Origin of the sequence: Winogradskyella sp. KYW1333, assembly GCF_003335675.1 — a bacterium.
Classification (GTDB): domain Bacteria; phylum Bacteroidota; class Bacteroidia; order Flavobacteriales; family Flavobacteriaceae; genus Winogradskyella.
Genome location: NZ_QPHL01000017.1, coordinates 418,057 through 441,172 on the forward strand (window position 1 = coordinate 418,057; position 23,116 = coordinate 441,172).

A 23,116-nucleotide genomic window follows, 5' to 3' on the forward strand; every position below is an offset into this window, starting at 1 on the left:
AAATAGGAATGATGATAAAGCTCAAAAGAAACGATAAAATTGGATTGGTTTTCTTTTTAGCATTTATTATTAGTATGTCCCTTGTTTGGCTTTTTGAAGAACGATTTGATCAAGAGCAATGGCGAAGCAATCCAGGTAAACGCTACAAAATGGCAAAGAACATTATTGAGCAAGATCTGTTGGACAATAAATCTAAAGAAGAGGTAATTCAAATTTTAGGAGAACCTGTTACTGCTGAATTTTCAGATAATAATATTTTAATTTATCAATTAGGTACACCACCAAGTTTTTTTGATGAAGAGCCTCAAGAATTAATAATTGTCTTAAAAGATTCTAAAGTAATTCATGTATCTGTAAATCAAGAAGAGTAGTTGCTTTACTAGAAGAACCTGACAAATTTTCTTAACTCAAGTTTGGCTTATTTTTTGTTATTCATTTAGTAATTTTACAATAACTAATAGTTAAAAATATGTTTGGATATTATATATTAATTGGAGCAATTGCATTAGTCAGTTGGTTAGTAAGCAATAAACTGAAGCAGAAGTTTGCTTTTTATTCTAAAAGACAATTACAAAATGGAATGAGTGGTAGAGAGATTGCTGAAAAAATGCTTGCCGATAATGGTATTTATGATGTTGAGGTAATTTCTGTAAGAGGACAATTAACAGATCATTATAACCCAAAGAATAAAACTGTAAACCTAAGTGAAGCGGTTTATAACCAACATAATGCTGCCGCTGCGGCTGTTGCTGCGCATGAAGTTGGACATGCAGTACAACATGCACAAGCGTATAGTGCGTTGGGCATGCGCTCAGCCTTGGTGCCTATTGTAAGTGTAACATCTGGTATGTCGCAATGGTTAGTTATAGGTGGTTTGGTTTTAGGTGCCGCGGCCGGAGTTGGATTAGGATATTGGGTGGCTGTAGCAGGGCTTGCATTTATGGGATTTGCTACACTTTTCAGCTTTATAACTTTGCCAGTTGAGTATGATGCAAGTAATAGAGCGTTAGCTTGGCTAAAAAATAAAAATATGCTGAATCAGCAAGAATATGAAGGCGCGGAGGATGCTTTAAAGTGGGCGGCAAGGACGTATCTAGTAGCTGCAATTGGAGCATTAGCTTCACTATTATATTGGGCGTTGCAAGTTTTTGGTGGTAGGGATTAAACAATAAATAAAAATGAAAGCTCTGAGAAATCAGAGCTTTTTATATTTTTATCTGTCTATCAATCTGTTGTTGTAAAGAAATGAAAGTTTCAGTCCTTGAAACCCCAGTGATAATTTGTATTTGCGTGTTTAAAACATGCATTAAATGTTCATTGTTTTTAGATAAAATTTTAATAAAAATACTCCACTCTCCTGTAGTATAGTGACATTCTATAACCTCAGGTACCTTTTGGAGTTGTTTTACCGCATCAGGATTACTCACAGCTTTATCTAAATAAACACCGACAAACGCCATTGTTGTATAGCCTAGAACTTTAGGATTAATTATAAACTTAGAGCCAGCAAGTAATCCGGATTTTTCAAGTTTTTTGAGTCTTTGGTGTATTGCGGCACCAGAAATACCAACACCTCTAGCTATTTCCAGAATAGGAGTTCTGGCGTCAGACATTAGAGCTCTTAGTATCTTTTTGTCAATACCGTCTATAAAAACACCCTTATCGTTAACCTTCATTTCAAATATTGTTTAAAAATGAAAGTCAAAAATAAGAAAAGGATTTCAAAATATAATTATTCGAGATTTAAAGGATTATAACCTAAGTAGGGCACTTTCTTCTCATTAAATACAATGCCATAAGACTTTAACTCATCTAAAATTGGAGTATATATTTCTTTCGAAATAGGAATTTGTACACCTGGAGTTCTGATTTTTTTATTCAGAATACCTAACGTTGCAATTGCGACAGGTAGACCAACAGTTTTTGCCATTGCGGTATAAGTTTGGTCTTCTCCGACAACTACCATAGTAGAATCAATTTGAAGTTTTTCACCATTGATTACATAGCCAAATTTATGATACATTACAATCATATCCTTATCATCTTGGCTCAATGTCCAACTATCCATTAATATTTTTTGAAGAATTTGAGCTGGTGTAGCTTTTTCTAATTCTACCATTTTAGTGGCACTAAACAAGTCTAGTTCTAAAAATTTATCCCACACAATATCGTCTTGATCAATTTTTAAGGCATGTCTAAATTTTAATTCTACAGAATCTGTTGGGCTGTATGGTAAAAATGAATTAACATAATCACGATAAGTCATATTAGCACTATCGTCTATAGTATAACTATCATCTGTCATACCGAGCTGGACAAATACATGCCATGCTTTGCTGAAACCTACACGTCTCATTGTGCCACGATATAATGTTTTAGTATTATCAAGGCCATAAGAGTGTTGGTACTTTAGAGAATCTCTATTAGCGTAGGCTTCAAATCTGCCAAATCCCTCTACCTCCAGAAATTCAGTGCGTCTAAATAGTCTGTGGTATGGGATATATTTAAACTGGTTTTCTTGTAAAAATTTGGCGGCACCACCTTGTCCAGCAACAACAACATTTCTTGGGTTCCAGGTAAATTTATAATTCCAAAGATTGTTATCACTTTCGGGTGCTACCAGTCCACCAGTAAATGATTCGAATAGAATTATTTTACCTCCCTTATATCTAATGCGATCAATCACCTGCATTGCACTCATATGATCTATACCAGGATCAACACCAATTTCATTCATAAAAATCAAACCATTTGCTTTTGCCTCTGTATCTAGTGCTTCCATTTCCTTACTAACATAAGATGCGGTTACCATGTGTTTTTTGAAGGTTATACAGTCTTTGGCGACTTCGGTATGCATTCGCGCTGGTAACATTGATATCACAATATCAGCACTTTTAATGGCTTCCTCCCGTGATTTTGAATCGAATACATCCAAGTGAATAACTTCAACATTTTGTGCGTCCTTTTCCAATAATTTAGTTGCATTCTCTACATTAATATCTCCAATAGTAATTTTAAGATTCTCAGTAATAGATTTATCTACTAAATATTTGATAAGATAAGAGGATGATTTACCGGCACCAATAATTAAAATTTTTCGCATAATGGCTTTATATGACTAATTTTGTATAACACGAATGTAATAAATACAAAAGGGATTTTAAATGAATATTCTAGTTTAATTATGAACAAAACAATTTTAATTACAGGATCAATTTTAGGGCTATTAGGAATTGTTTTAGGAGCATTTGCGGCACATGGATTAGAAAAATTGATTGATGAAAATGCAATAGAATCTTTTAAAACTGGCGTAAGGCAGCAAATGTATCACGCCTTTTTACTTTTAATTATTGGAGGTACAGGTTTTGTAAAAGAAAAGATTAAAAAGAGTATTTTCTACTTGGTGTTAGGTGGTATAATTTTCTTTTCAGGATCAATTTATGGTCTAGCAACAAATACACTTACAAGTTTTGATTTTAAAACCATAGCTATGGTAACACCTATTGGAGGATTGTTTTTAATTTCTGCTTGGCTAATTATGTTAATTGGTATAATAAAAAGTAAGATCGATTAATGAGTTTCTTGACCATTAATATAAAATAAAATTATAATTTTGCGACCTAAACAATACTAAAATTATGGCAAACCATGCTTCATCAGCGAAAACGATTTCGTTAGATAAATATGGCATTAAACATGCTCAAATTCACTATCAACTTTCACCAAAAGATCTACAGGCTATAACCATCGAAAAAGGAATGGGACGTGAAACCAATAATGGAACTTTGGCAATAAATACAGGTAAGTTTACCGGCCGTTCTCCAGAAGACAGGTTTTTGGTAAAAGACAATTACACTGAAGATAAAATATGGTGGGGAGATTCTAACAAAGCAATCTCACCAGAAAACTTTGATTTTTTACAAAGTGAAATAGAGCAATATCTATGTAAGAAAGAGCTTTTTGTTAGAGATGGATATGTATGTGCAGATCCAGAGTATAAAATGAATGTTAGAACTGTTACAGAATATCCATGGTCTAATATGTTTATTTATAATATGTTCTTGCGTCCAGAAGCAGAAGAACTCGATGGGTTTGAAGAAGAATGGTTCGTATTATGTGCACCTGGTTATGAGTGTCTAAACCCTGAACAACATGGATTAAGACAAGGAAACTTTTCAATTCTTAATTTTACAAAGAAAATTGCACTAGTGGCTGGTTCAGCATACACTGGCGAGATGAAAAAAGGAATTTTTACGGCATTGAATTTTATTTTACCAGTTGAGAAAAATGTATTACCGATGCACTGTTCTGCGAATGTTGGTGAAAATGGTGAAACAGCAATCTTCTTCGGTTTATCAGGAACCGGTAAAACCACATTGTCTACAGACCCAAATAGAAAGCTTATCGGAGATGATGAACATGGTTGGACTGAAGAGAACACAATCTTTAATTTTGAAGGAGGGTGTTATGCGAAAGCTATTGATTTGAGTGAGGAAAAGGAGCCAGACATATACAGAGCCATAAAACCGGGAGCCATTTTAGAGAATGTAATCTTTAAAGAAAATGGTGAAGTTGATTATATGGATAGTACAATTACTCAGAATACACGCGTCAGCTATCCGATTTATCACATTGACAATATACAGCAACCATCTTTTGCAGCTAATCCCAAGAATATATTCTTTTTAACGGCAGACGCTTTTGGAGTGTTGCCTCCAATTTCTAAGCTGACTCCGGCTCAAGCAGCTTATCACTTTATTTCTGGTTATACAGCTAAAGTTGCTGGAACTGAAGCAGGAGTTGTTGAGCCACAACCATCTTTTTCCGCTTGTTTTGGAGCACCATTTATGCCACTGCATCCAACAGAGTATGCAGACATGCTGAGTAGAAAAATGAAAGAGGCAGGAGTAAATGTTTGGTTGGTAAATACCGGATGGACAGGAGGGCCATATGGTGTCGGGACTAGAATGAAATTAAAATATACACGTGCTATGATTACTGCAGCCCTAAATGGGGATTTGGGTAATTATACTTATGAAGATTATCATATACATTCAGTATTTGGTGTTGCACAACCTAGATCCTGTCCTGGTGTGCCAACTGAGGTTTTAAGCCCAAGAACTACATGGAATGATGATGACGCTTATTATAAAATGGCATTTAAATTATCTAATTCGTTTAGACATAATTTTAAAAAGTTTGAGTCTTATGCTTCTGAAGAAATCAGACGTGGAGGCCCACAACGATATGCACATTAAACTAGATATTAAAAATTAAAAAAGCGATACTTTAGAATCGCTTTTTTAATATGTTAATTGTTTGATAATAAATTATTTATATCTTTAGATCTGATAACAAGACTTAAATTATTCAAATTAACATGAAAAATAAGTTCTTCTTAGTTCTATTATTAGCTTCTCTTCAACTATCGTTTTCTCAATTTAAAAAGAAATATACAATCTATTTAAACTTTGATTCATCAAAAGAGCAAATGATTACATCAGAAAAGAAAATGAGTGATTCAATTTGGGTTAAAACGTTTAACTTTCCCAAAGATGTTTTAACTGAGAATTGTAAGTCTGCACTAACAATTGACAGTACTGGAAGGTTGATTAAGCAAATTGATAGAGGCAATACAGAAAAAAAAGAAGATAAAATAGTTCTTTATCATTATTCATACAGAAACAAAATAGTTTCATTAGATCAATTACCACAGTCTAATATTATTGAATATGATGATTTTATCAATTCTGAATTTATAAGTTTTAGCAAAATTTTGAAAAATGCGGAAAATGTTTACGTAATTGATTCGGGTGAATCCAGAGATTCTAGTGATTCTATTAAAGCCTATCAAGTTGTGTTTTAAAACAAAAAAGCTCAACCAAAAGTTGAGCTCTATTTATTCTAGTTGCAAAAATTCTTCCTATTTCCCCTTATTTACAGAATCAATATATTTCTGTAATGCCATGGTCATTGAAGGTGTTTCTGGTGTCGGCGCAGCAATATCCACTCTTAATCCTTTTTTCTCTACCGCTTTTACTGTAGTGTTACCAAATACAGCTATGCGCGTGTCGTTTTGTTTGAAATCTGGAAAATTATGGAAAAGTGATTCAATTCCGGATGGGCTAAAGAATACTAAAATGTCATAATATACATCAGCTAAATCAGATAAATCACTTATTACGGTTTTGTAAAAAGTGGCCTGTATCCAGTTCACCTCAAGATTATCCAAAATTTCTGGGATTATTGGCTTTAGCTTGTCAGTTGTAGGGAGTAAAAACTTTTCCTCTTTGTATTTTTTGATTAATGGAGTTAAATCTTCAAAATTACGTTTACCAACATAAATTTTACGTTTTCTATAAACAACATATTTTTGCAAGTAATAAGCTACTGCTTCTGATTGGCAGAAATACTTCATAGAATCAGGTACCTTAAAGCGCATTTCTTCTGCAACTCTAAAGAAATGATCAACAGAATTTCTACTAGTAAGAATTATTGCAGTAAACTTGCTTAAGTCAATTTTTTGTTGTCTTATATCTTTGGCAGATACTCCTTCAACATGTATAAAAGGTCTAAAATCTACTTTTACCTTTTGTCTTTCTTGGAGATCAAAGTATGGAGAGTTCTCTATTTTAGGCTCTGGTTGCGATACTAAAATTGTTTTCACTTTCATACGTCTTTCTTTGTTTTATACGTTATAGTCCTTAATTATCTTATACAAAAGTATATAAGGTCCAATTTCGAGAGCGCAAAGATACAACAAAAAATAGAATAAATTAAGATTTATTGTGTTTTGATAGGTTTTAAATGAACTGTAGAATCCAATAAGATTCAATATGCAAATGACGCAAATTACTGAGATTATGATAATTTCTGGAACGCTATTTGTATAAATTAAAAACAGGTTGGCAACTAATAAAATTAACCCTGAATAATTTTTAAATGTAGTTTTCTGAAATAAATAAACATCTATAATATTGTCAATTTCAAAAAGGCTTGCAACTAGACGTTCCACCAGAACCTTAATAATTAATATAGTAGCAATTGCAAAGCTTAGTTTCAAAAAGGAATTCAAATCAAATACTATAGTTTCAACAAATTGAGTATAGCAGAAGTATGTAAATATACTGAGGCAAATTGTTAAATTAAAAAATAAGAACCCATCAAAAGTATCAATGAATTTTTGATCCCTAGAATAGATTTTCAGGTATTTTGAGTTGCCCACAACATAAAGGAAATCATTAAATCTTATGCTGTGAAGAGATTTGGCTATAACAACTGAAACAAGGGCTAAAACAATAAAAATTGTAAACCATTCATATGTAATAAATTCTCTCATGTAGCTAAATTATGAAGAAAATGTGGCATTTATCAGATTAAAATAGGCAATAATCAAATAAACAAATTCCAGTATATAATCCATTAAAAACTTTACTTTTGTCAAAATCTAAGAATACTTAAAATACGACTTCAAATAATTGAATTAATGTCTGACGCTTTAGTAATTATACCTACATATAATGAAATTGAAAATATAGAGTCTATTATAAGAGCTATATTTTCTCAAGATAAGGCATATCACATATTGGTAGTTGATGATAAGTCACCAGATTACACAGGTAAAAAGGTAAAGCAGCTAAAAGCAGAATTTTCAAATTCCTTATTTCTATTGGAGCGTAAGGGGAAAAAAGGTCTTGGATCTGCATATATTGATGGGTTTAAATGGGCTTTAGAACGTTCTTATAGCTACATTTTCGAAATGGATGCCGATTTTTCACATAATCCTAATGATCTCATTAAATTGTATGAAGCCTGTGCTATAAATGGGGCTGATATGTCAGTCGGCTCTCGATATGTAAAAGGGATTACTGTTGTAAATTGGCCAATGTCAAGGATTTTGTTGTCCTACGGTGCATCCAAATATGTAAGGATGATAACTGGAATGAATGTAAATGATTCAACGGCTGGTTTTATTTGTTACAAGAGAGAAGCACTAGAAAGTATAGACTTAAATAAAATAAAATTTGTGGGTTATGCATTCCAAATTGAAATGAAGTTTAAAGCTTACAAGAAAGGGTTTACAATTGCTGAAATACCTGTAATATTTAAAGATAGAACACAAGGTAAATCTAAGATGAGTAGAGGTATTATATCTGAAGCTGTGTTTGGAGTAATTAGTTTAAAATTAAAAAGCTTATTTGCTAAGTCATAATATCATGAAGCGAAATACCCTCATAAAAAACGCGAAAATTGTTAACGAAGGAAAAATATTTGAAGGTGATATTCTCATTGAGAATAACAGAATCGAAGCGATAGATTCATCAATAAGCGTAAAATCTGCAGATATGATAGTGATTGATGCGGAAGGAAATTATGTTTTACCTGGCTTAATTGATGATCAGGTACATTTTAGAGAGCCTGGATTAACTCATAAGGCAAATATAGAGTCAGAATCAAAAGCAGCAATCGCAGGTGGGATTACTTCTTTTATTGAAATGCCAAATACCAAACCTCAAACCACTACGATTGAAAAACTTGAGGAAAAGTTTGCTATAGCAGAAAAGACCTCGTATGCTAATTATTCGTTCATGTTTGGTGGCACCAATGATAATTTGGATGAGATTTTAAAAGTTGATCCAAAATCTGTTGCAGGATTAAAACTATTCTTGGGTTCGTCTACAGGAAATATGCTAGTTGATGATCCAGAAGTTCTGGAAGAAATATTTTCAAGTACAGATATGGTAATTTCAGTACACTGTGAAGATGAAGCTACAATTAGAAAAAACCTTGAAAAATATACGGATGAATATGGAGATGATATTCCAATGGAATTACATCCTATTATCCGAAGTGAAGAAGCTTGTTATTTATCCTCATCAAAAGCAATAGAGCTGGCGAAAAAAACGGGAGCAAGGCTACACATATTTCATTTGTCTACAGCTAAGGAAACCAGTTTGTTTACGAATAAAATTCCACTTAAAGATAAGAAGATAACAGCTGAGGTTTGCATTCATCATTTATGGTTTTCTGATGAAGATTACAAGACTAAGGGAAGTCGGATAAAGTGGAATCCGGCTGTAAAAACAGCGAAGGATAGAGATAAATTGTGGGAAGCATTGTTGGATGATAGAATTGATGTTCTGGCAACGGATCATGCACCTCATACAAATGAAGAAAAGAACAATCCATATACAAGCGCACCATCTGGTGGGCCTTTAGTTCAACACGCACTTGTAGCATTATTAGAAGCACATCATAAGGATAAGATTTCCATAGAAAAGATTGTTGAAAAAGCTTGCCATAATCCTGCTATTTTGTTCGACGTTGAAAAACGCGGATATGTTAAAGAAGGTTATTTTGCCGATTTGGTAATTGTAGATTTAAATAGCCCTTGGACAGTAAATAAGAGTAATATACTTTACAAATGTGGCTGGTCTCCATTTGAGGGCAATACCTTTAAAAGTAGAGTAACACATACATTTGTTAATGGAGAGTTGGTTTATAATAATTTTAAAGTTCTAGACGTTAAAGCTGGTCAGAGACTTACATTCAATAGATAGTATGTTAAAAAAGATAGTTGTATTAATATTAACGATGGTAACTTTCTTGTCTTGTGACAATAAAGATAGACCACCTAAACCATCAAATCTTATCCCAAAAGAAAAGATGGCTGATATTATATACGACCTTTATATTATAAATGCGGCAAAAGGTGTTAATCGAAAAGTTTTAGAAAAGCGTAATCTGGTGCCTCAAAATTATGTGCTTACTAAATTTGAGATAGACAGTATTCAATTTGCTCAGAGTAATAATTATTATGCCTTTGACACAGAAGATTATGCCTTAATTGTCGAATCAGTAAAATCTCGATTAGAAAGAGAGAAGAAGGAGATTGAGGACTTACAAAAGCAGGAACAAGTTGAAGCGAAACGAAAGAGAGATTCATTAAAAGCACTTAATACAGAAAAAAAAGAGCAGAAAAAAGTATCGAAAGATTCTACGACAATAAAGTAACTCAGACTTCTAAATCTTTCAGGTACAAACTACAAACCTCTTTAATAGACTCATCGATAGATTTAAATTTAAAACTGAGAGTTTCCTTAATCTTAGAATTGTCGTATTTAGTAATACTTGTCAAAGATTTGGCAGTTTGCTTAGTTAAACTTCTACGTTTCCCCAATAATTTATGGAGTAACCAGTCCATTCGCCATATCAAATTGAGCAGCCATATTTTAGCTTCTTTTTTAGGTGCTTTAACTTTTAAAGATGTAGCTACTTTATTTTGAAATGACTCAAACGATAAGTTTTCTGAAATGACAATATAACCTTCATTGGTGATATTACTTTTCATTAATTGGTGCATTATTTTTACAACATCAAAAACGTCTACATATCCAACAACACCTTTTACATAAAAAGACATACCGTTATAGATTTGCTGAAATAAATTGCCACTGCTACCACCGTTCCAATATCCTGCACCTAATACCACTCCTGGGTTAACAATTACTGCATTCAGTCCTTCCTGTGTGCCTCGCCATACTTCAAGTTCAGCACCATATTTAGTTATTCGGTAAACATTATTGTCTTCTTCTGGATTCCACGGTGTGGTTTCATTAATTAAATCATTTGGGTTTTCTGTGTGTCCTATGGCAGCAATGGAACTTACATAGCATAATTTTTTCACAGAATTACTCAGGCATAAGTTCACTATATTGGCAGTACCTTTAATGTTTATTTTTCTTAGTAATTTATATTTGTCTGGTTCAAAAGAAACAAGAGCCGCACAATGGTAAACATGGGTAATTCCAATAAAAGCGTGTTGTAGTTTTGGGATATCATTTAAATCAGCTTCAACCCAATCAATTCTTTTAAAAAGTGTTTCAGGTTCATCAGAAAAATAGGAGAAAACGTGTTCTACACGTTTTAAGGTTTTTTCTCGTCTATAAATTGCTCTCACATTTTCATTATTGCTAACCAATTTATATAACAAATGCGAGCCAACTAATCCTGTACCACCAGTAACTAATATCATAATGTAAAATTACGTTTTTTAGAATTGTCTTTTGTCTTTAAAAGTGGAAACATATCTTTGCTAAAATTTAATTACAACTATAATAGAATGGGACAGAATTTTGTAGAAGAATTAAAGTGGAGAGGAATGCTACATGATAGTATGCCAGGTGTAGAAGAACATCTCGCAGAAGCAATGAGAAGTGCGTATGTTGGTTTTGATCCTACGGCCGATTCTTTGCACATAGGTAACCTTGTCCCAATTATGCTCTTGGCACATTATCAGCGCTGTGGTCACAAACCCGTAGCTTTAGTGGGTGGTGCTACCGGAATGATTGGAGATCCCTCTGGAAAATCAAGTGAACGTAACTTGTTAGATGAAAAAACGCTTCGCCATAATCAAGATGCTATTAAAAAACAACTATCTCATTTTTTAGATTTTGAAAGTGATGCTCCTAATGCAGCGGAACTTGTAAATAATTACGACTGGATGAAGAAGTTCTCCTTTCTTGGATTTATAAGAGATGTTGGTAAGCATATCACTGTAAATTATATGATGGCAAAGGACTCAGTAAAAAACAGAATTTCTACTGAAAATACTAGTGATGGAATGAGTTTTACCGAGTGTACCTATCAGTTGGTGCAAGGCTATGATTTTCTTCATCTATATAGAAATCAGGAGTGTACTATTCAAATGGGAGGAAGTGATCAGTGGGGAAATATTACAACAGGTACCGAGTTAATAAGACGAATAGGAAATGGTAAAGGATACGCCATAACATGCCCTTTGATTACAAAAAGCGATGGATCTAAATTTGGGAAATCAGAAGGTGGAAATGTTTGGTTAGATGCCAACCGTACTTCACCGTACAAGTTTTACCAGTATTGGTTAAACTCTAGTGACGAAGATGCAGAAAAGTATATCAAAATCTTTACTTTTTTATCTGAGAATGAAATTGAAGCTTTAATTAAGAAGCATTCTGAAATGCCTCATATGAGATTTTTACAAAAGAAACTAGCTGAAGAAATCACGGTTATGGTACATTCTCAGGAAGAATTTGAAAATGCTGTAAAAGCATCTCAAATATTATTCAGTAAATCTTTTAAAGAAGATATTACAACCTTAGATGAGAAGACATTTTTAGATGTATTTGAAGGTGTGAAACAAGCCGAATTAACAAAATCTGAGTTTAATGAAGGTTTAGATATGATAGGAGCACTTGCTGCCAAAACCAATTTCTTAAATTCAAATGGCGAAGCACGAAGAGCACTAAAAGAAAATGCTATAGCCGTAAATAAAGTTAAAGTGAAAGATGATTACCTGCTGTCTTCAGAAGACTTAATAAACGATAAGTACATCATTTTAAGTAGAGGAAAGAAAACAAACTTTATTCTAAAAGTCATATAAAAAGAGAATGCCCGAATGAAATTCGGGCATTAACTAACCAATCAATCAACTAATGAAAAATCTTTCTTTTTCATAAGTAATTCATTAGTCGTTTTTGTTTTCGATTCCTTACAAAACCATAAGATTGCAGCCACGAATATCAGAATTATCAAAACGGCCTATAACTTCAAAACCACCATTGTCATGCACTTTTCCTAAATCTTGTGTTGCAATAAAGGAACACGAATTTAGATTGGCTAAATCAATAATGTTTATTCCACCTGATTTATTAGTTTTTTGAAGTGTCAATGCATCTTCCGTATCTCTAATAAGGACTTTCATCCAAGGAGGGCTTTCAAAAACACCATTGCCTTTAGAATATGCCTGACTTAAAAGCTCGGTCATACCATATTCACTATGTATGTGCTCTATACCAAATCCTTCTTTTAGGATAGTATGTAATTCAGTGCGGATCATTTCTTTTCTTCTTCCTTTCATACCACCAGTTTCCATTACTATAGTATTTTTTAATTTAATGCTTTGAGACTCAACAAAATCTAATAAGGCAAAAGATACACCAACTAAAATAGTTTTTTGATTTAGAGCCTCTAGAGATTGAATAGCTTCAGCTAATTCACCAAGGTTGTTTAAATAAAACCCGCTTTTAGGATGATTTGATTTTTGAATTAAATAATCAACCATATAAATCAAGGAGGAGCCATCTCTTTCTAGATAAGATGGGAGTAGCCCAAGTATTGCATAGTCATCAATATTACCATAGAAATACTCAAATCCGTTTTTAAAACTCGACTCATAAATATGTAAATCTGTGACAAAATGTTTGCTAGTTACATTTCCTGTTGTACCAGAACTTGTGAAGATTTTCTGAGGAGGCTGAGTGGAACTTAAGACTTCGTGAGATTTAAAAAACTGAATAGGTAAGAAGGGAATTTCTTCTATAGAATTAATATCAGAAGGATGCTTAAAGAGAAGGTCACAAAAGGATCTATAGACAGCATTATTTTCAAATTGAAACTTGAAAACTCGGAGTGCAATTGACTCGAATTCGTCATTAGTTTTAATATTAAAAATATCCTTTTCTGACAGCATATTGCAAAAGTATGGAAAATAAAAAAGCGCAACTTGAGCAATCAAGTTGCGCTTTTCATTATAACAATACCACTATTTAATAACTAATTTTTTAGTAACTGACGTATTATTTTGATTTATCTTAACAATGTATAACCCCGATTTTAGGCTAGACACATTGAGGTTGTTATTTGTGATTCTTTGATTAATTACCTGCTTACCTAAAACATCAAACACTTGTATATCCATCACATCATTATTGGTAGACGTTATAGTTACATTACCAGTGTTTGTTGGGTTAGGGTAAATTGAAAAATCAATATTAAACGCTTGGTTAACAGACAACAGATTTCCAGAAGGATAAGGACTAGTTGAGTTATTGTTTAAGGTACCATCCAACTGACCAACACCACTAAAACTCCAATTGGCAAGAACAAAAGTTGATCCGTCTGGACCTGTACCTGTATTGCGATATGCCCAACCATCTGTGTATTCCCATTCAGGACATGGTGATGAACCAGCATTTGGATCACAATCAATTATACCAAATACATCTATTACTTGACCACTTTCAAAAAGTTCTATTGCATCGTCACCATTTATGCTTGCAGCAGTAGTTTCATAAGGTGATAAGTTTACGCCAAAGAATGTATTAAAATCTACTGATTGCCCTGAGTTTACAATATAAATTAAATCACCAGTCAATGCACTTACTGAAGGGAATGTAAATTCTTGCCCATCTGTACCACCACCATTATTTGCACCACCAATACCAAAAATACTCAAATCTGGTATATCACTTAACACTTCTAATTCGATACCTTTAGGGCTACTTCCGTCTTGTGCATCGAATACACCGCTGATTCTCATCGCATTTGTTGGTGGATTTGTAACAGATCCATTTAAAGAAACAGTTCTAGGTGTTGCATCAGTGCTAGTAACATCGACATCTTCAATATAATTTCCAACCGGTAAACCAGAAATTAACCTTGTAAAAATTATTGAACTTACAGCTCCTGCATTTTCCTGTAAAACTATAGGGGCGGTAACATAAGGACCACCTGTTGTCGTAGAGATTTCATAGTTCGCAGGCGGATCTACTGTAATGTCATCTATCAGATCTGATCCTTCTACAGTGAAGGATCCTTCCACTGATGAAACGCCGTTGCCTACTTCATACCCTAAATTAGAAACATCACTACCTACGGTAATTGTTGGTGAGGTAGGTACAGATCCAGAGACAAACAATACATTATCTAAAAAGAGAGATTCACTACCAGAATTACTTGAAAATTCCACAACTAGTTGCAAATTAATATTATCAGACAAACCAGATGAAGAACCTGTTATCCAAGCACCTTCAATACTTAAATCATCGATATCGGAACCATTTGTATCTAATATAATTATTTCAGTTCCATTAGTTAAATCTCTAACATATATTTTAATAAAATCAGCCGACTCCCAACCTGTGGAACCTACAAAATAATCAATGTTAACCGAAATATCTGTATAGGCTGTCATATCAACTGAGTCAAATTCTAAAACCATAATACCATCGATGTCACTAAACTGGTACCCTTGATTTCCGTCGGTATAACTACCTACTGTACCGGTGAAACTAGAGACACCAACAAAATCCCCATCTGTAAGACCAACACTAGGGGTATCATAGGGAATATAACTTGCATCGAAACCTATTTCGCTTGCACCAACACCAGGGACATAATCTACGTCAGACTCACCAACATTATTTATTAGATCGTGAGCTATACTAGCGTCACCAGTATCGACATATTGAGCACCCGCGGCAGGCTCTTCAAAACTTGTAGAAGCGACAGTTTGCCCATACGACAAATTGCTTAGCATTAAACTAAAAAGTAAAAAGTAAAGTTTTTTCATAATTGGTTAAAATAAAATTAGATTATAAATATAAGAACTATTTATGAGTAAAAGGAGTGATTTTTATTAACAATTAATGATTTTACAAAATCATAACATTGATTTTAAATAGACTTTTAAAAAAATTAGAATTAAAAATCCAATGTTAGGTAATTGTTATCAATTGAAAGCATATGATAAACATAATAAAGATATATTTTATATTTACGAAACGTTAATACATTAGCTCTAGAGTGAAAAAGAAGGATATTAAAATATTATTGGTTGATGATGAACCAGATATTTTAGAAATAGTAAGATATAACTTGTCGTCACAAGGGTATCAAATTATAATAGGTAAAAATGGTATTGAAGCTGTTGAAAAAGCCAAAAAACATAAACCACATCTTATAATTTTAGATGTTATGATGCCAGAAATGGATGGCATTGAGGCTTGCGAAAAGATAAGGGAATTACCAAACCAAAACGATACAATAATTACTTTTTTAACTGCAAGAGGAGAGGATTACTCTCAGGTTGCTGGTTTTGATGCTGGTGCGGACGATTATATCGCAAAGCCTATTAAACCAAAAGTGTTAGTTAGTAAAGTTAAAGCACTACTTAGACGCCTCAAGGAATCTGATAGTTCTGCTGATAGCATTGTAAAAATTGGTGATCTTATTATTTATAAGGATGAATATAAAATCACCAAAAAGGGCGAAGAAATTACTTTACCTAGAAAAGAGTTTGAATTGTTATCTTTGTTAGTGAACAAGCCTGGGAAAGTATTTAAACGCGACGAGATTTTAGATAAAGTATGGGGCAATGAAGTTGTTGTTGGTGGACGAACAATAGACGTACACATTAGAAAACTCCGTGAAAAAATTGGCGATAAGTCTTTCAAAACCGTGAAAGGTGTTGGTTACAAGTTTGTTGACTAATGCAAGAAAGTAATTTTAAGAAAACCTATAAGTTCGCTACAATAACATCGTTATATGTAACGCTATTTGCAACACTCCTTGTGAGTGTTTTTTTATGGTATTACCATAATTTTAATTGGCAGGTGATCTTCTTTGCACCTCTATGCTATGTCATTTGTTTTTTTGTTATTCAGTATAGAGTTGAACGCTTTATTTACAGAAGGGTTAAGAAAATCTATGATGATTTAACGCTTTTAGAAGCGGCATCCTTAAGACAACAGCCTATAACTACTGATATGGGAACACTTACCAAAGAAATTGATAAGTACGCTCGAGATAAAAAATTAGAAATTGAAACGCTTAAGGTCAGGGAAGAATATCGAAAGGAATATATGGGTAATATTTCCCATGAAATGAAAACACCATTGTTCACAGTTCAGGGCTATATCTTAACCTTATTAGATGGTGCCATGGGTGATGAGAAACTCAGAACAAAATATTTAAACAGAGCAAGCAAAGGTGTTGAGCGATTAATTTATATAATTAAAGATTTGGATATGATTACTAAATTAGAAGTTGGTGATCTTAGTCTAAACAAGGAAAATTTTGACATTGTAGAATTGGTAAAGGGAGTTTTTGACTTGTTTGAAATGAAGGCTTCAAAAAGGAAAATTACCCTAACTTTTGATATGGATTATAACCAGCCAATCATGGTTTATGCAGATCGAGAAAGGATTCAGCAAGTGCTAACAAATTTGATTGTAAACTCTATAAAATATGGTAATGAAAAGGGTACCACTGAAGTCAGTATAGAAAACCTAATAAAAAATAAGGTAATAGTAAGAGTGACGGATAATGGAGAAGGAATCGATGAAAAAGATCTTTCAAGGCTTTTTGAACGATTTTATAGAGTTGATAAAAGCGGTTCAAGAAATGAAGGTGGTTCTGGTTTAGGGCTTTCGATCGTGAAACATATTATTGAGGCACATGAAGAAAAAATCTATGTTGAAAGCCAAGCTGAAGTAGGTAGTGAGTTTTCTTTTACCCTAGAAAAGGCTGAATAGGTTTTCAAAATCTACTTGAAAAGGATTTGATTTAAAACCTGAATAATCTTCAATATTGTTTAGCATTTCTATTTTAAAATCATCTTGACTACAACATGGTATAATTTTGAGTTCATTCAACCTATTTGCTAAGTACTCTTGTTCAAATTGACCTGGTGTTGGAATAAAAAAGGCTTTCTTTTCTAGTTTCGCTAAATCCATTATAGTTGTATAACCAGACCTGCTCAAAACAATTTCACTTTTATTAATGGCTTCTTCTAATTCGCCACTTGTCATATAATTGTAAATAGTTATGTTGTTATTATTCTGTTTCTTCTGAGTTGTTTCAATTAATCCTTTCACAAACAATACTGAACCATTAAAATATTCAAGTTCATTAAGGAGTTTCTGTTCTAAAAATGTGCGCTGAGGTTCAGGTCCTGATAGTAGAACTAACAGATCATATTTTATTTCCGAATTATGTTTTTGAAATCGACTTAGTGGACCTATGTATTTAGTTTTTGTGGATTTTACATTGTCTTGCCCTAAATCCCCACTTAGATTATGTTCTCCTTTGTGGTCTGGCACCCAACATTCATCAAATTTTGAAATTATTTTTTGATGTAATTTGGTGCTTAACCAAGTGGTATTGCCACTTAGTACTTTTAATTGGTGCGTAATGAAAACAGAGGGAATGGCTTTATGCCTTACCCCAAATCTGTTATCCGAGATAATCCCAGATATAGTTTCTCTTTCTACAATGCTTTTGACGGCCTTTTTCTCTTTTTTAATAGTCTTTATAAGATGAGGAGAATCCTTAATTAATTTCGCTCTGAAGTTGCTACCTTTATTAGGGTAATTTATGTTGTATGATGGTAACTCAATAGACCTTAGACTCGGAAATTCCTTTTTCAATAAGGCTAATGCATTACCATCGCTTGCAATAACAGGGTCAAAATATAGGGTTTTAAGCGCATTGATTATTGGGATACATCTTGTGGCGTGTCCTAAACCCCAATTTAGAGGTGCTACTAATATTTTTTTCTTGCCACTATTTTCCAAAAAGTAACTAGGAGTTTAAATTTTGAAAACAAAGATAAAGCTAAATTGTTTCCTTAATTTTACGCCATTATTAAACTAGTGCATAAAAAAAAGTGGGTAGTAAAAATAAGCTAAAACGATTCAAAGAAAATGAGACATTTCATAATGTCTATCAGCCAACACGTGAAGAACTTTTGAACAACTCTTATGATAAGAAAGGCCATTGGCGTGAGAAAGTATTTAATAATAATAATCCAATTGTATTAGAATTAGGATGTGGCAAAGGTGAGTATACTGTAAGCTTGGCTGAGCGTAATCCAAATATAAACTATATTGGTATAGATATTAAAGGTGCAAGATTTTGGCGTGGTGCCAAAACTGCAATAGAAGAAAACTTATATAATGTCGCTTTTATAAGAACCCAAATAGAATTGGTTGAATATGTATTTGGAGAAAATGAGGTTGATGAAATTTGGATAACTTTCCCTGATCCACAGATAAAATATAAGCGTACAAAGCATAGAATGACCAATTTGGCTTTTATTGAGCGTTATAGAAAAATTTTAAAAGCAAATGGAATAATGCATTTAAAAACAGATAGTGAATTTATGCATGGTTATACACTTGGGTTGTTGCATGGTGTTGGTTATGAAGTGATTTATGCGAACCATAATGTTTACAAACTCGAGGGAAGCTCAAAAGAAGTAACCGATATTCAGACGTTTTATGAAAGTCAGTATTTAGAGCAAGACAAAGCAATTACGTATATTAGATTCAAAATCAACTAGGGTTTGAGCATTACAGTAATTTTCTTTCTTGGACTATTTGTTGCGCTTCTTGGCGTTATACCTCCTGGATTACTTAATATGACAGCGGCTAGAATTAGCCTTAAAGAAGGTCCTGGAAGAGGCATTACATTTTCATCTGGCGTATGTCTTATTGTATTTGTTCAAACTTATATAGCAGCAATATTTGCTAGATACCTTTCTAACAGATCTGATATTGTTGAAATTCTCCAACGGGTAGCTTTTGTAATTTTTGTATTGATTACTATATATTTTTTAATCATTGCTAAAAGTCAAAAGGAGCAAAAACTAAATCCTGATATTAAAAGTAAGCAGAGCCGTTTTTTTCATGGTATGTTTTTGTCTTCATTAAATGTTTTCCCAATTCCATATCAAGCTTATATGACTATAACCTTAGCTTCTTTTGGTGTTATGGATTTTGAAAGATTGAGTATAATTACCTATGTAACTGGAGCAGCAATGGGTACTTTTGTGATGCTGTATTTCTATATTTTCTTTTTTGAAAAAATAAAAGACAAAAAGATTACGTCACAGAAAAGTATGAATTATAGTATTGGTATTATTACAGGTCTTGTAGCACTGATTACTTTTATAAATATATTAAGAGAACTCTAATGAAACCTGAAACACTCGGTTTTTTTGAGAAAGTTTATGATGTGGTAAGACTGATTCCATATGGTAAGGTTACTAGTTATGGTGCTATTGCAAAGTATCTTGGAGCAACAAAAAGCGCTAGAATAGTTGGTTATGCTATGAATGCTTCACACACTAAGGATGTACCAGCGTACAGAGTGGTTAATCGCAAAGGATTATTAACAGGTAAACATCACTTTGAAGGGACGAATTTAATGCAACAATTGCTCGAAAATGAAGGTATTGTTGTCATTGATAATCAAATTCAGAATTTTGAAGAAATCTATTGGGATCCTTCCAAGGAACTTCCCTGATATACTGTATATTATAAAATCAAATTCAACTATTATCCAATTCAATTTTGGAGCTTCAGAATATGAACTTTTAGCAGTATCTTTGCATTTAGAATTAATCTAGATAATGGTAAAACTAAACAAACAAGATATACTCAATGCACTTAAAACCATTACAGCTCCTGGTGAGGGTGAGAATATGGTTGATAGTGGTGCGGTAACAAACGTAGTTACATTTGCAGATGAGGTAATAGTTGATATAACGATTAAAAACCCAAGTCTTCAGGCAAAGAAAAAAACTGAGGTTGAGATTCTACAGACCATTCATAGAGAGGTTTATGAAAAAGCCAAAATAAAAGTTAATGTTAAGGTAGATGCGCGAGTGCAAGCGGCTGTAAACGAAATAAAAGGTAAACCAATTCCAGGCATACAAAACATCGTTGCCGTAGCTTCTGGTAAAGGTGGTGTTGGTAAATCTACGGTTACCGCAAACCTTGCTGTCACTTTAGTAAAAATGGGATTTAAAGTAGGTGTGTTAGATGCTGACATTTATGGTCCATCAATTCCTATAATGTTCGATGTGGCTTCAGAACGTCCAATATCAGTAACTGTAGGTGGTAAGTCAAAGATGAAACCAATTGAAAATCATGGTGTAAAGGTGCTTTCTATAGGATTTTTTACTAAACCAGATCAAGCAGTTATCTGGAGAGGACCAATGGCTTCAAAAGCATTAAATCAAATGATTTTTGACGCTGCTTGGGGACAACTTGATTTTTTACTTATAGATTTACCTCCAGGTACTGGTGATATTCATTTAAGTATAATGCAAGCACTGCCCATTACTGGATCTGTAGTAGTGAGTACACCACAGAATGTTGCACTTGCAGATGCAAAAAAAGGTGTGGCAATGTTTCAACAAGAAAATATTAATGTACCGGTTTTAGGAATTATAGAAAATATGGCCTACTTCACTCCAGAAGAACTACCAGAGAATAAATATTATATATTTGGTAAGGAAGGCGCAAAATATTTGGCAGAGGACCTAAGTGTACCGTTTTTGGGGGAAGTTCCAATTGTGCAAAGTATTCGTGAGGCTGGTGACTTAGGAAGGCCAGCAGCATTACAAACAGCAACGCCAATTGAAAAGGCATTTGAGGCCATTACTCGTGAAATAGTACAGCAGTTAGTACATAGAAATGAGGATTTGCCAGCAACTGAAGCAATTAAGATTACAACTATGGCAGGATGTTCTGCTGTTAAAAAGAAATAAATGAACTCAGAAGAATTAAAATTAAATGTTGAAAAAGCGTTAGAGGAAATTCGCCCTTTTTTACAGAGTGATGGAGGAGACATCAATTTATTGTCAATAGATGATGAGAAGTTGGTTAAGGTGCAGCTTGTTGGAGCCTGTACATCTTGTAGTGTCAATCAGATGACATTAAAATCTGGCGTAGAAATGACCATTAAAAAGTACGCGCCACAAATAGAACGAGTGATTAATGTTGAATAGTAATGTGTTTATCATCACATTAATGATATTGCAATAATTTGTGTTGCTTCCATTTTTAAATTCATGATTACAACTGATATACTTATTATAGGAGCAGGCCCCACAGGTTTATTCACTGTTTTTGAGGCCGGATTATTAAAATTAAAGTGCCATCTAATTGACGCTTTACCTCAACCAGGTGGCCAATGCTCTGAAATTTATCCTAAAAAACCGATTTATGATATTCCTGCCTATCCAGAGATTCTGGCTGGAGATTTAACTGCTAAACTTCTTGAGCAGTGTAAACAATTTGAACCTGGTTTTACACTTGGCGAACGAGCGGACACCATAGAAAAACAAGAGGACGGTTCATTTATTGTAACTACAAATAAAGGCACAAAACATAAAGCACCTGTGGTAGCAATTGCAAGTGGATTAGGAAGTTTTGAACCTCGTAAGCCTTTAATCAATAACATCACTGATTTTGAAGAAAAAGGCGTAGATTATATGATTAAAGAACCAGAAGTGTATCGCAATAAAAAAGTGGTTATTGCTGGTGGCGGTGATTCAGCATTAGACTGGTGTATCTTTTTAAGTGATATTGCATCAGAGGTTACCCTTATACATCGACGCAACGAGTTTCGAGGTCACTTAGATTCAGTAGAAAAAGTGCAGGAACTAAAGAATGCAGGAAAGATAAATTTAATAACACCTGCTGAAGTAATCGGTATTGTTGGTGATGAAAAAGTAAATGCAGTAGTTGTAAAACAAGCACAACATAATGAAAAAGAAATTGAAATAGAATGTGATCATTTCGTGCCACTCTTTGGTTTGTCTCCAAAACTTGGACCCATTGCAAATTGGGGACTCGAGATAGAGAAGAATGCTATTAAAGTGAATAATGCTTTAGATTACCAAACGAATATTCCAGGAATTTTTGCTATTGGAGACGGTAATACCTATCCAGGAAAGTTAAAACTAATTCTTTGTGGTTTTCATGAAGCTACTTTAATGTGTCAAGCGGCATTTCAAATTATTAATCCAGGTAAGAAAAATGTATTAAAATATACTACAGTTACTGGCATAGATGGATTTGATGGCACTAGAAAAGAGGCGCCTAAGGCTGTGGTAAAAGCAATTGATTAGTGAATCAGCAAGATGTAAAAATAACGATTATTGATCGTGATGGTGAAACCCATAGTATAGCTGCTCCAACTGATATGGCCATGAATCTTATGGAAGTCGTTCGGTCATATGAACTTGCACCTGAGGGTACAATTGGCGTATGCGGTGGTATGGTAATGTGTGCTTCTTGTCAATGTTATGTTTTAAGTGATACGAACTTACCAGAAATGACTGATGATGAAGAAGCAATGTTATCTGAAGCTTTTTATGTAAAAGAGAATAGCAGATTGGGATGTCAAATACCAATAACTCCAGAAACTGAAGGTTTGGAGGTAGAGCTGGCTCCTGAATCTTAGAGCATTTAATTTATCATTCAGTTGATAAAAGATTAGAGGA

26 protein-coding genes are annotated in these 23,116 nt (G+C 33.5%); 18 read left to right on the forward strand and 8 right to left on the reverse strand.

Annotated elements, in window-relative coordinates; all coding sequences use genetic code 11:
• The first annotated feature begins 11 nt into the window (after positions 1 to 11).
• Both DUZ96_RS11685 and DUZ96_RS11690 read left to right on the forward strand, forming a co-directional pair.
• Positions 12 to 371 carry a hypothetical protein gene (locus DUZ96_RS11685; protein ID WP_114302117.1) on the forward strand — a complete coding sequence of 120 codons (360 nt, stop codon included), beginning with the start codon at positions 12 to 14 and terminating at the stop codon, positions 369 to 371.
• 98 nt (positions 372 to 469) lie between these two features.
• Positions 470 to 1,165, forward strand: a complete 696-nt coding sequence (locus DUZ96_RS11690; RefSeq protein WP_114302118.1) for a zinc metallopeptidase — start codon at positions 470 to 472, stop codon at positions 1,163 to 1,165.
• Positions 1,166 to 1,205: 40 nt separating this feature from the next.
• Here the strand turns inward: DUZ96_RS11690 and DUZ96_RS11695 are convergent, their stop codons facing one another.
• Complete coding sequence (locus tag DUZ96_RS11695) at positions 1,206 to 1,676, reverse strand: Lrp/AsnC ligand binding domain-containing protein (protein ID WP_114302119.1); 471 nt, start codon at positions 1,674 to 1,676, stop codon at positions 1,206 to 1,208.
• Between the two features lie 56 nt (positions 1,677 to 1,732).
• Complete coding sequence (locus tag DUZ96_RS11700) at positions 1,733 to 3,103, reverse strand: saccharopine dehydrogenase family protein (protein ID WP_114302120.1); 1,371 nt, start codon at positions 3,101 to 3,103, stop codon at positions 1,733 to 1,735.
• Between the two features lie 81 nt (positions 3,104 to 3,184).
• Here DUZ96_RS11700 and DUZ96_RS11705 point away from each other — a divergent pair, with 81 nt between their 5' ends.
• The 3 genes from DUZ96_RS11705 (at position 3,185) to DUZ96_RS11715 (ending at position 5,866) form a co-directional block, all read left to right on the forward strand.
• Positions 3,185 to 3,574, forward strand: coding sequence for a DUF423 domain-containing protein (locus tag DUZ96_RS11705; protein WP_114302121.1), 390 nt, complete (start codon positions 3,185 to 3,187; stop codon positions 3,572 to 3,574).
• Between the two features lie 64 nt (positions 3,575 to 3,638).
• Positions 3,639 to 5,258 (forward strand): phosphoenolpyruvate carboxykinase (ATP), encoded by a 1,620-nt coding sequence (gene pckA / locus DUZ96_RS11710; protein ID WP_114302122.1) that lies wholly within the window; start codon positions 3,639 to 3,641, stop codon positions 5,256 to 5,258.
• 122 nt (positions 5,259 to 5,380) lie between these two features.
• Positions 5,381 to 5,866: a hypothetical protein gene (locus tag DUZ96_RS11715; RefSeq protein ID WP_114302123.1), complete on the forward strand. Its 486-nt coding sequence runs from the start codon at positions 5,381 to 5,383 to the stop codon at positions 5,864 to 5,866.
• A 57-nt stretch (positions 5,867 to 5,923) separates the two neighbouring features.
• Here the strand turns inward: DUZ96_RS11715 and DUZ96_RS11720 are convergent, their stop codons facing one another.
• Positions 5,924 to 6,673 carry a uroporphyrinogen-III synthase gene (locus DUZ96_RS11720; protein ID WP_114302124.1) on the reverse strand — a complete coding sequence of 250 codons (750 nt, stop codon included), beginning with the start codon at positions 6,671 to 6,673 and terminating at the stop codon, positions 5,924 to 5,926.
• 15 nt (positions 6,674 to 6,688) lie between these two features.
• Positions 6,689 to 7,339: a DUF4271 domain-containing protein gene (locus tag DUZ96_RS11725; RefSeq protein WP_114302125.1), complete on the reverse strand. Its 651-nt coding sequence runs from the start codon at positions 7,337 to 7,339 to the stop codon at positions 6,689 to 6,691.
• A 147-nt stretch (positions 7,340 to 7,486) separates the two neighbouring features.
• Between DUZ96_RS11725 and DUZ96_RS11730 the strand changes: the two genes are divergently transcribed.
• From DUZ96_RS11730 to DUZ96_RS11740, 3 genes are read left to right on the forward strand one after another with little or no spacing between them, the layout of a single operon-like run.
• Positions 7,487 to 8,212 carry a polyprenol monophosphomannose synthase gene (locus DUZ96_RS11730; RefSeq protein ID WP_114302126.1) on the forward strand — a complete coding sequence of 242 codons (726 nt, stop codon included), beginning with the start codon at positions 7,487 to 7,489 and terminating at the stop codon, positions 8,210 to 8,212.
• Between the two features lie 4 nt (positions 8,213 to 8,216).
• On the forward strand, positions 8,217 to 9,560 hold the full coding sequence (locus DUZ96_RS11735; RefSeq protein ID WP_114302127.1) for a dihydroorotase: 1,344 nt from the start codon (positions 8,217 to 8,219) through the stop codon (positions 9,558 to 9,560).
• A gap of 1 nt (position 9,561) precedes the next feature.
• Positions 9,562 to 10,014: a DUF4296 domain-containing protein gene (locus tag DUZ96_RS11740; protein ID WP_114302128.1), complete on the forward strand. Its 453-nt coding sequence runs from the start codon at positions 9,562 to 9,564 to the stop codon at positions 10,012 to 10,014.
• Between the two features lies 1 nt (position 10,015).
• Here the strand turns inward: DUZ96_RS11740 and DUZ96_RS11745 are convergent, their stop codons facing one another.
• Positions 10,016 to 11,035: an NAD-dependent epimerase/dehydratase family protein gene (locus DUZ96_RS11745; RefSeq protein ID WP_114302129.1), complete on the reverse strand. Its 1,020-nt coding sequence runs from the start codon at positions 11,033 to 11,035 to the stop codon at positions 10,016 to 10,018.
• 87 nt (positions 11,036 to 11,122) lie between these two features.
• Between DUZ96_RS11745 and tyrS the strand changes: the two genes are divergently transcribed.
• Positions 11,123 to 12,421 carry a tyrosine--tRNA ligase gene (gene tyrS, locus DUZ96_RS11750; protein WP_114302130.1) on the forward strand — a complete coding sequence of 433 codons (1,299 nt, stop codon included), beginning with the start codon at positions 11,123 to 11,125 and terminating at the stop codon, positions 12,419 to 12,421.
• Between the two features lie 108 nt (positions 12,422 to 12,529).
• Here tyrS and DUZ96_RS11755 read toward each other — a convergent pair whose 3' ends face one another.
• Both DUZ96_RS11755 and DUZ96_RS11760 read right to left on the reverse strand, forming a co-directional pair.
• The gene (locus DUZ96_RS11755; protein ID WP_114302131.1) at positions 12,530 to 13,510 is read right to left on the reverse strand and encodes an acyl transferase; all 981 of its coding nucleotides are present in this window, start codon (positions 13,508 to 13,510) and stop codon (positions 12,530 to 12,532) included.
• A 72-nt stretch (positions 13,511 to 13,582) separates the two neighbouring features.
• Positions 13,583 to 15,391: a T9SS type A sorting domain-containing protein gene (locus DUZ96_RS11760; RefSeq protein ID WP_114302132.1), complete on the reverse strand. Its 1,809-nt coding sequence runs from the start codon at positions 15,389 to 15,391 to the stop codon at positions 13,583 to 13,585.
• 233 nt (positions 15,392 to 15,624) lie between these two features.
• Between DUZ96_RS11760 and DUZ96_RS11765 the strand changes: the two genes are divergently transcribed.
• Both DUZ96_RS11765 and DUZ96_RS11770 read left to right on the forward strand, forming a co-directional pair.
• A complete protein-coding gene (locus tag DUZ96_RS11765; protein WP_114302133.1) occupies positions 15,625 to 16,311 on the forward strand; it encodes a response regulator transcription factor in 687 nt (228 codons plus the stop codon).
• Positions 16,311 to 17,354, forward strand: coding sequence for a cell wall metabolism sensor histidine kinase WalK (locus DUZ96_RS11770; RefSeq protein ID WP_114302134.1), 1,044 nt, complete (start codon positions 16,311 to 16,313; stop codon positions 17,352 to 17,354). The genes DUZ96_RS11765 and DUZ96_RS11770 overlap by 1 nt, the downstream gene beginning before the upstream one ends.
• On the opposite strand, the gene DUZ96_RS11775 is transcribed toward DUZ96_RS11770, so the two are convergent.
• Positions 17,337 to 18,395: a glycosyltransferase gene (locus tag DUZ96_RS11775; protein WP_114302135.1), complete on the reverse strand. Its 1,059-nt coding sequence runs from the start codon at positions 18,393 to 18,395 to the stop codon at positions 17,337 to 17,339. The two genes, DUZ96_RS11770 and DUZ96_RS11775, sit on opposite strands and share 18 nt — an antisense overlap.
• 92 nt (positions 18,396 to 18,487) lie before the next feature.
• Between DUZ96_RS11775 and trmB the strand changes: the two genes are divergently transcribed.
• The 7 genes from trmB (at position 18,488) to DUZ96_RS11810 (ending at position 23,076) form a co-directional block, all read left to right on the forward strand.
• Positions 18,488 to 19,162: a tRNA (guanosine(46)-N7)-methyltransferase TrmB gene (trmB, locus tag DUZ96_RS11780; protein WP_114302136.1), complete on the forward strand. Its 675-nt coding sequence runs from the start codon at positions 18,488 to 18,490 to the stop codon at positions 19,160 to 19,162.
• Positions 19,163 to 19,165: 3 nt separating this feature from the next.
• The gene (locus DUZ96_RS11785) at positions 19,166 to 19,795 is read left to right on the forward strand and encodes a lysine transporter LysE (protein WP_114302137.1); all 630 of its coding nucleotides are present in this window, start codon (positions 19,166 to 19,168) and stop codon (positions 19,793 to 19,795) included.
• Positions 19,795 to 20,127 carry an MGMT family protein gene (locus tag DUZ96_RS11790; RefSeq protein WP_114302138.1) on the forward strand — a complete coding sequence of 111 codons (333 nt, stop codon included), beginning with the start codon at positions 19,795 to 19,797 and terminating at the stop codon, positions 20,125 to 20,127. The genes DUZ96_RS11785 and DUZ96_RS11790 overlap by 1 nt, the downstream gene beginning before the upstream one ends.
• A gap of 106 nt (positions 20,128 to 20,233) precedes the next feature.
• A complete protein-coding gene (locus tag DUZ96_RS11795; RefSeq protein WP_114302139.1) occupies positions 20,234 to 21,376 on the forward strand; it encodes an Mrp/NBP35 family ATP-binding protein in 1,143 nt (380 codons plus the stop codon).
• Positions 21,377 to 21,616: a NifU family protein gene (locus tag DUZ96_RS11800; RefSeq protein WP_114302140.1), complete on the forward strand. Its 240-nt coding sequence runs from the start codon at positions 21,377 to 21,379 to the stop codon at positions 21,614 to 21,616.
• A gap of 63 nt (positions 21,617 to 21,679) precedes the next feature.
• Positions 21,680 to 22,741, forward strand: a complete 1,062-nt coding sequence (locus tag DUZ96_RS11805) for an NAD(P)/FAD-dependent oxidoreductase (protein WP_114302141.1) — start codon at positions 21,680 to 21,682, stop codon at positions 22,739 to 22,741.
• Positions 22,741 to 23,076, forward strand: coding sequence for a 2Fe-2S iron-sulfur cluster-binding protein (locus DUZ96_RS11810; protein WP_114302142.1), 336 nt, complete (start codon positions 22,741 to 22,743; stop codon positions 23,074 to 23,076). Before DUZ96_RS11805 ends, DUZ96_RS11810 begins: the two co-directional genes overlap by 1 nt.
• Positions 23,077 to 23,116: the final 40 nt, after the last annotated feature.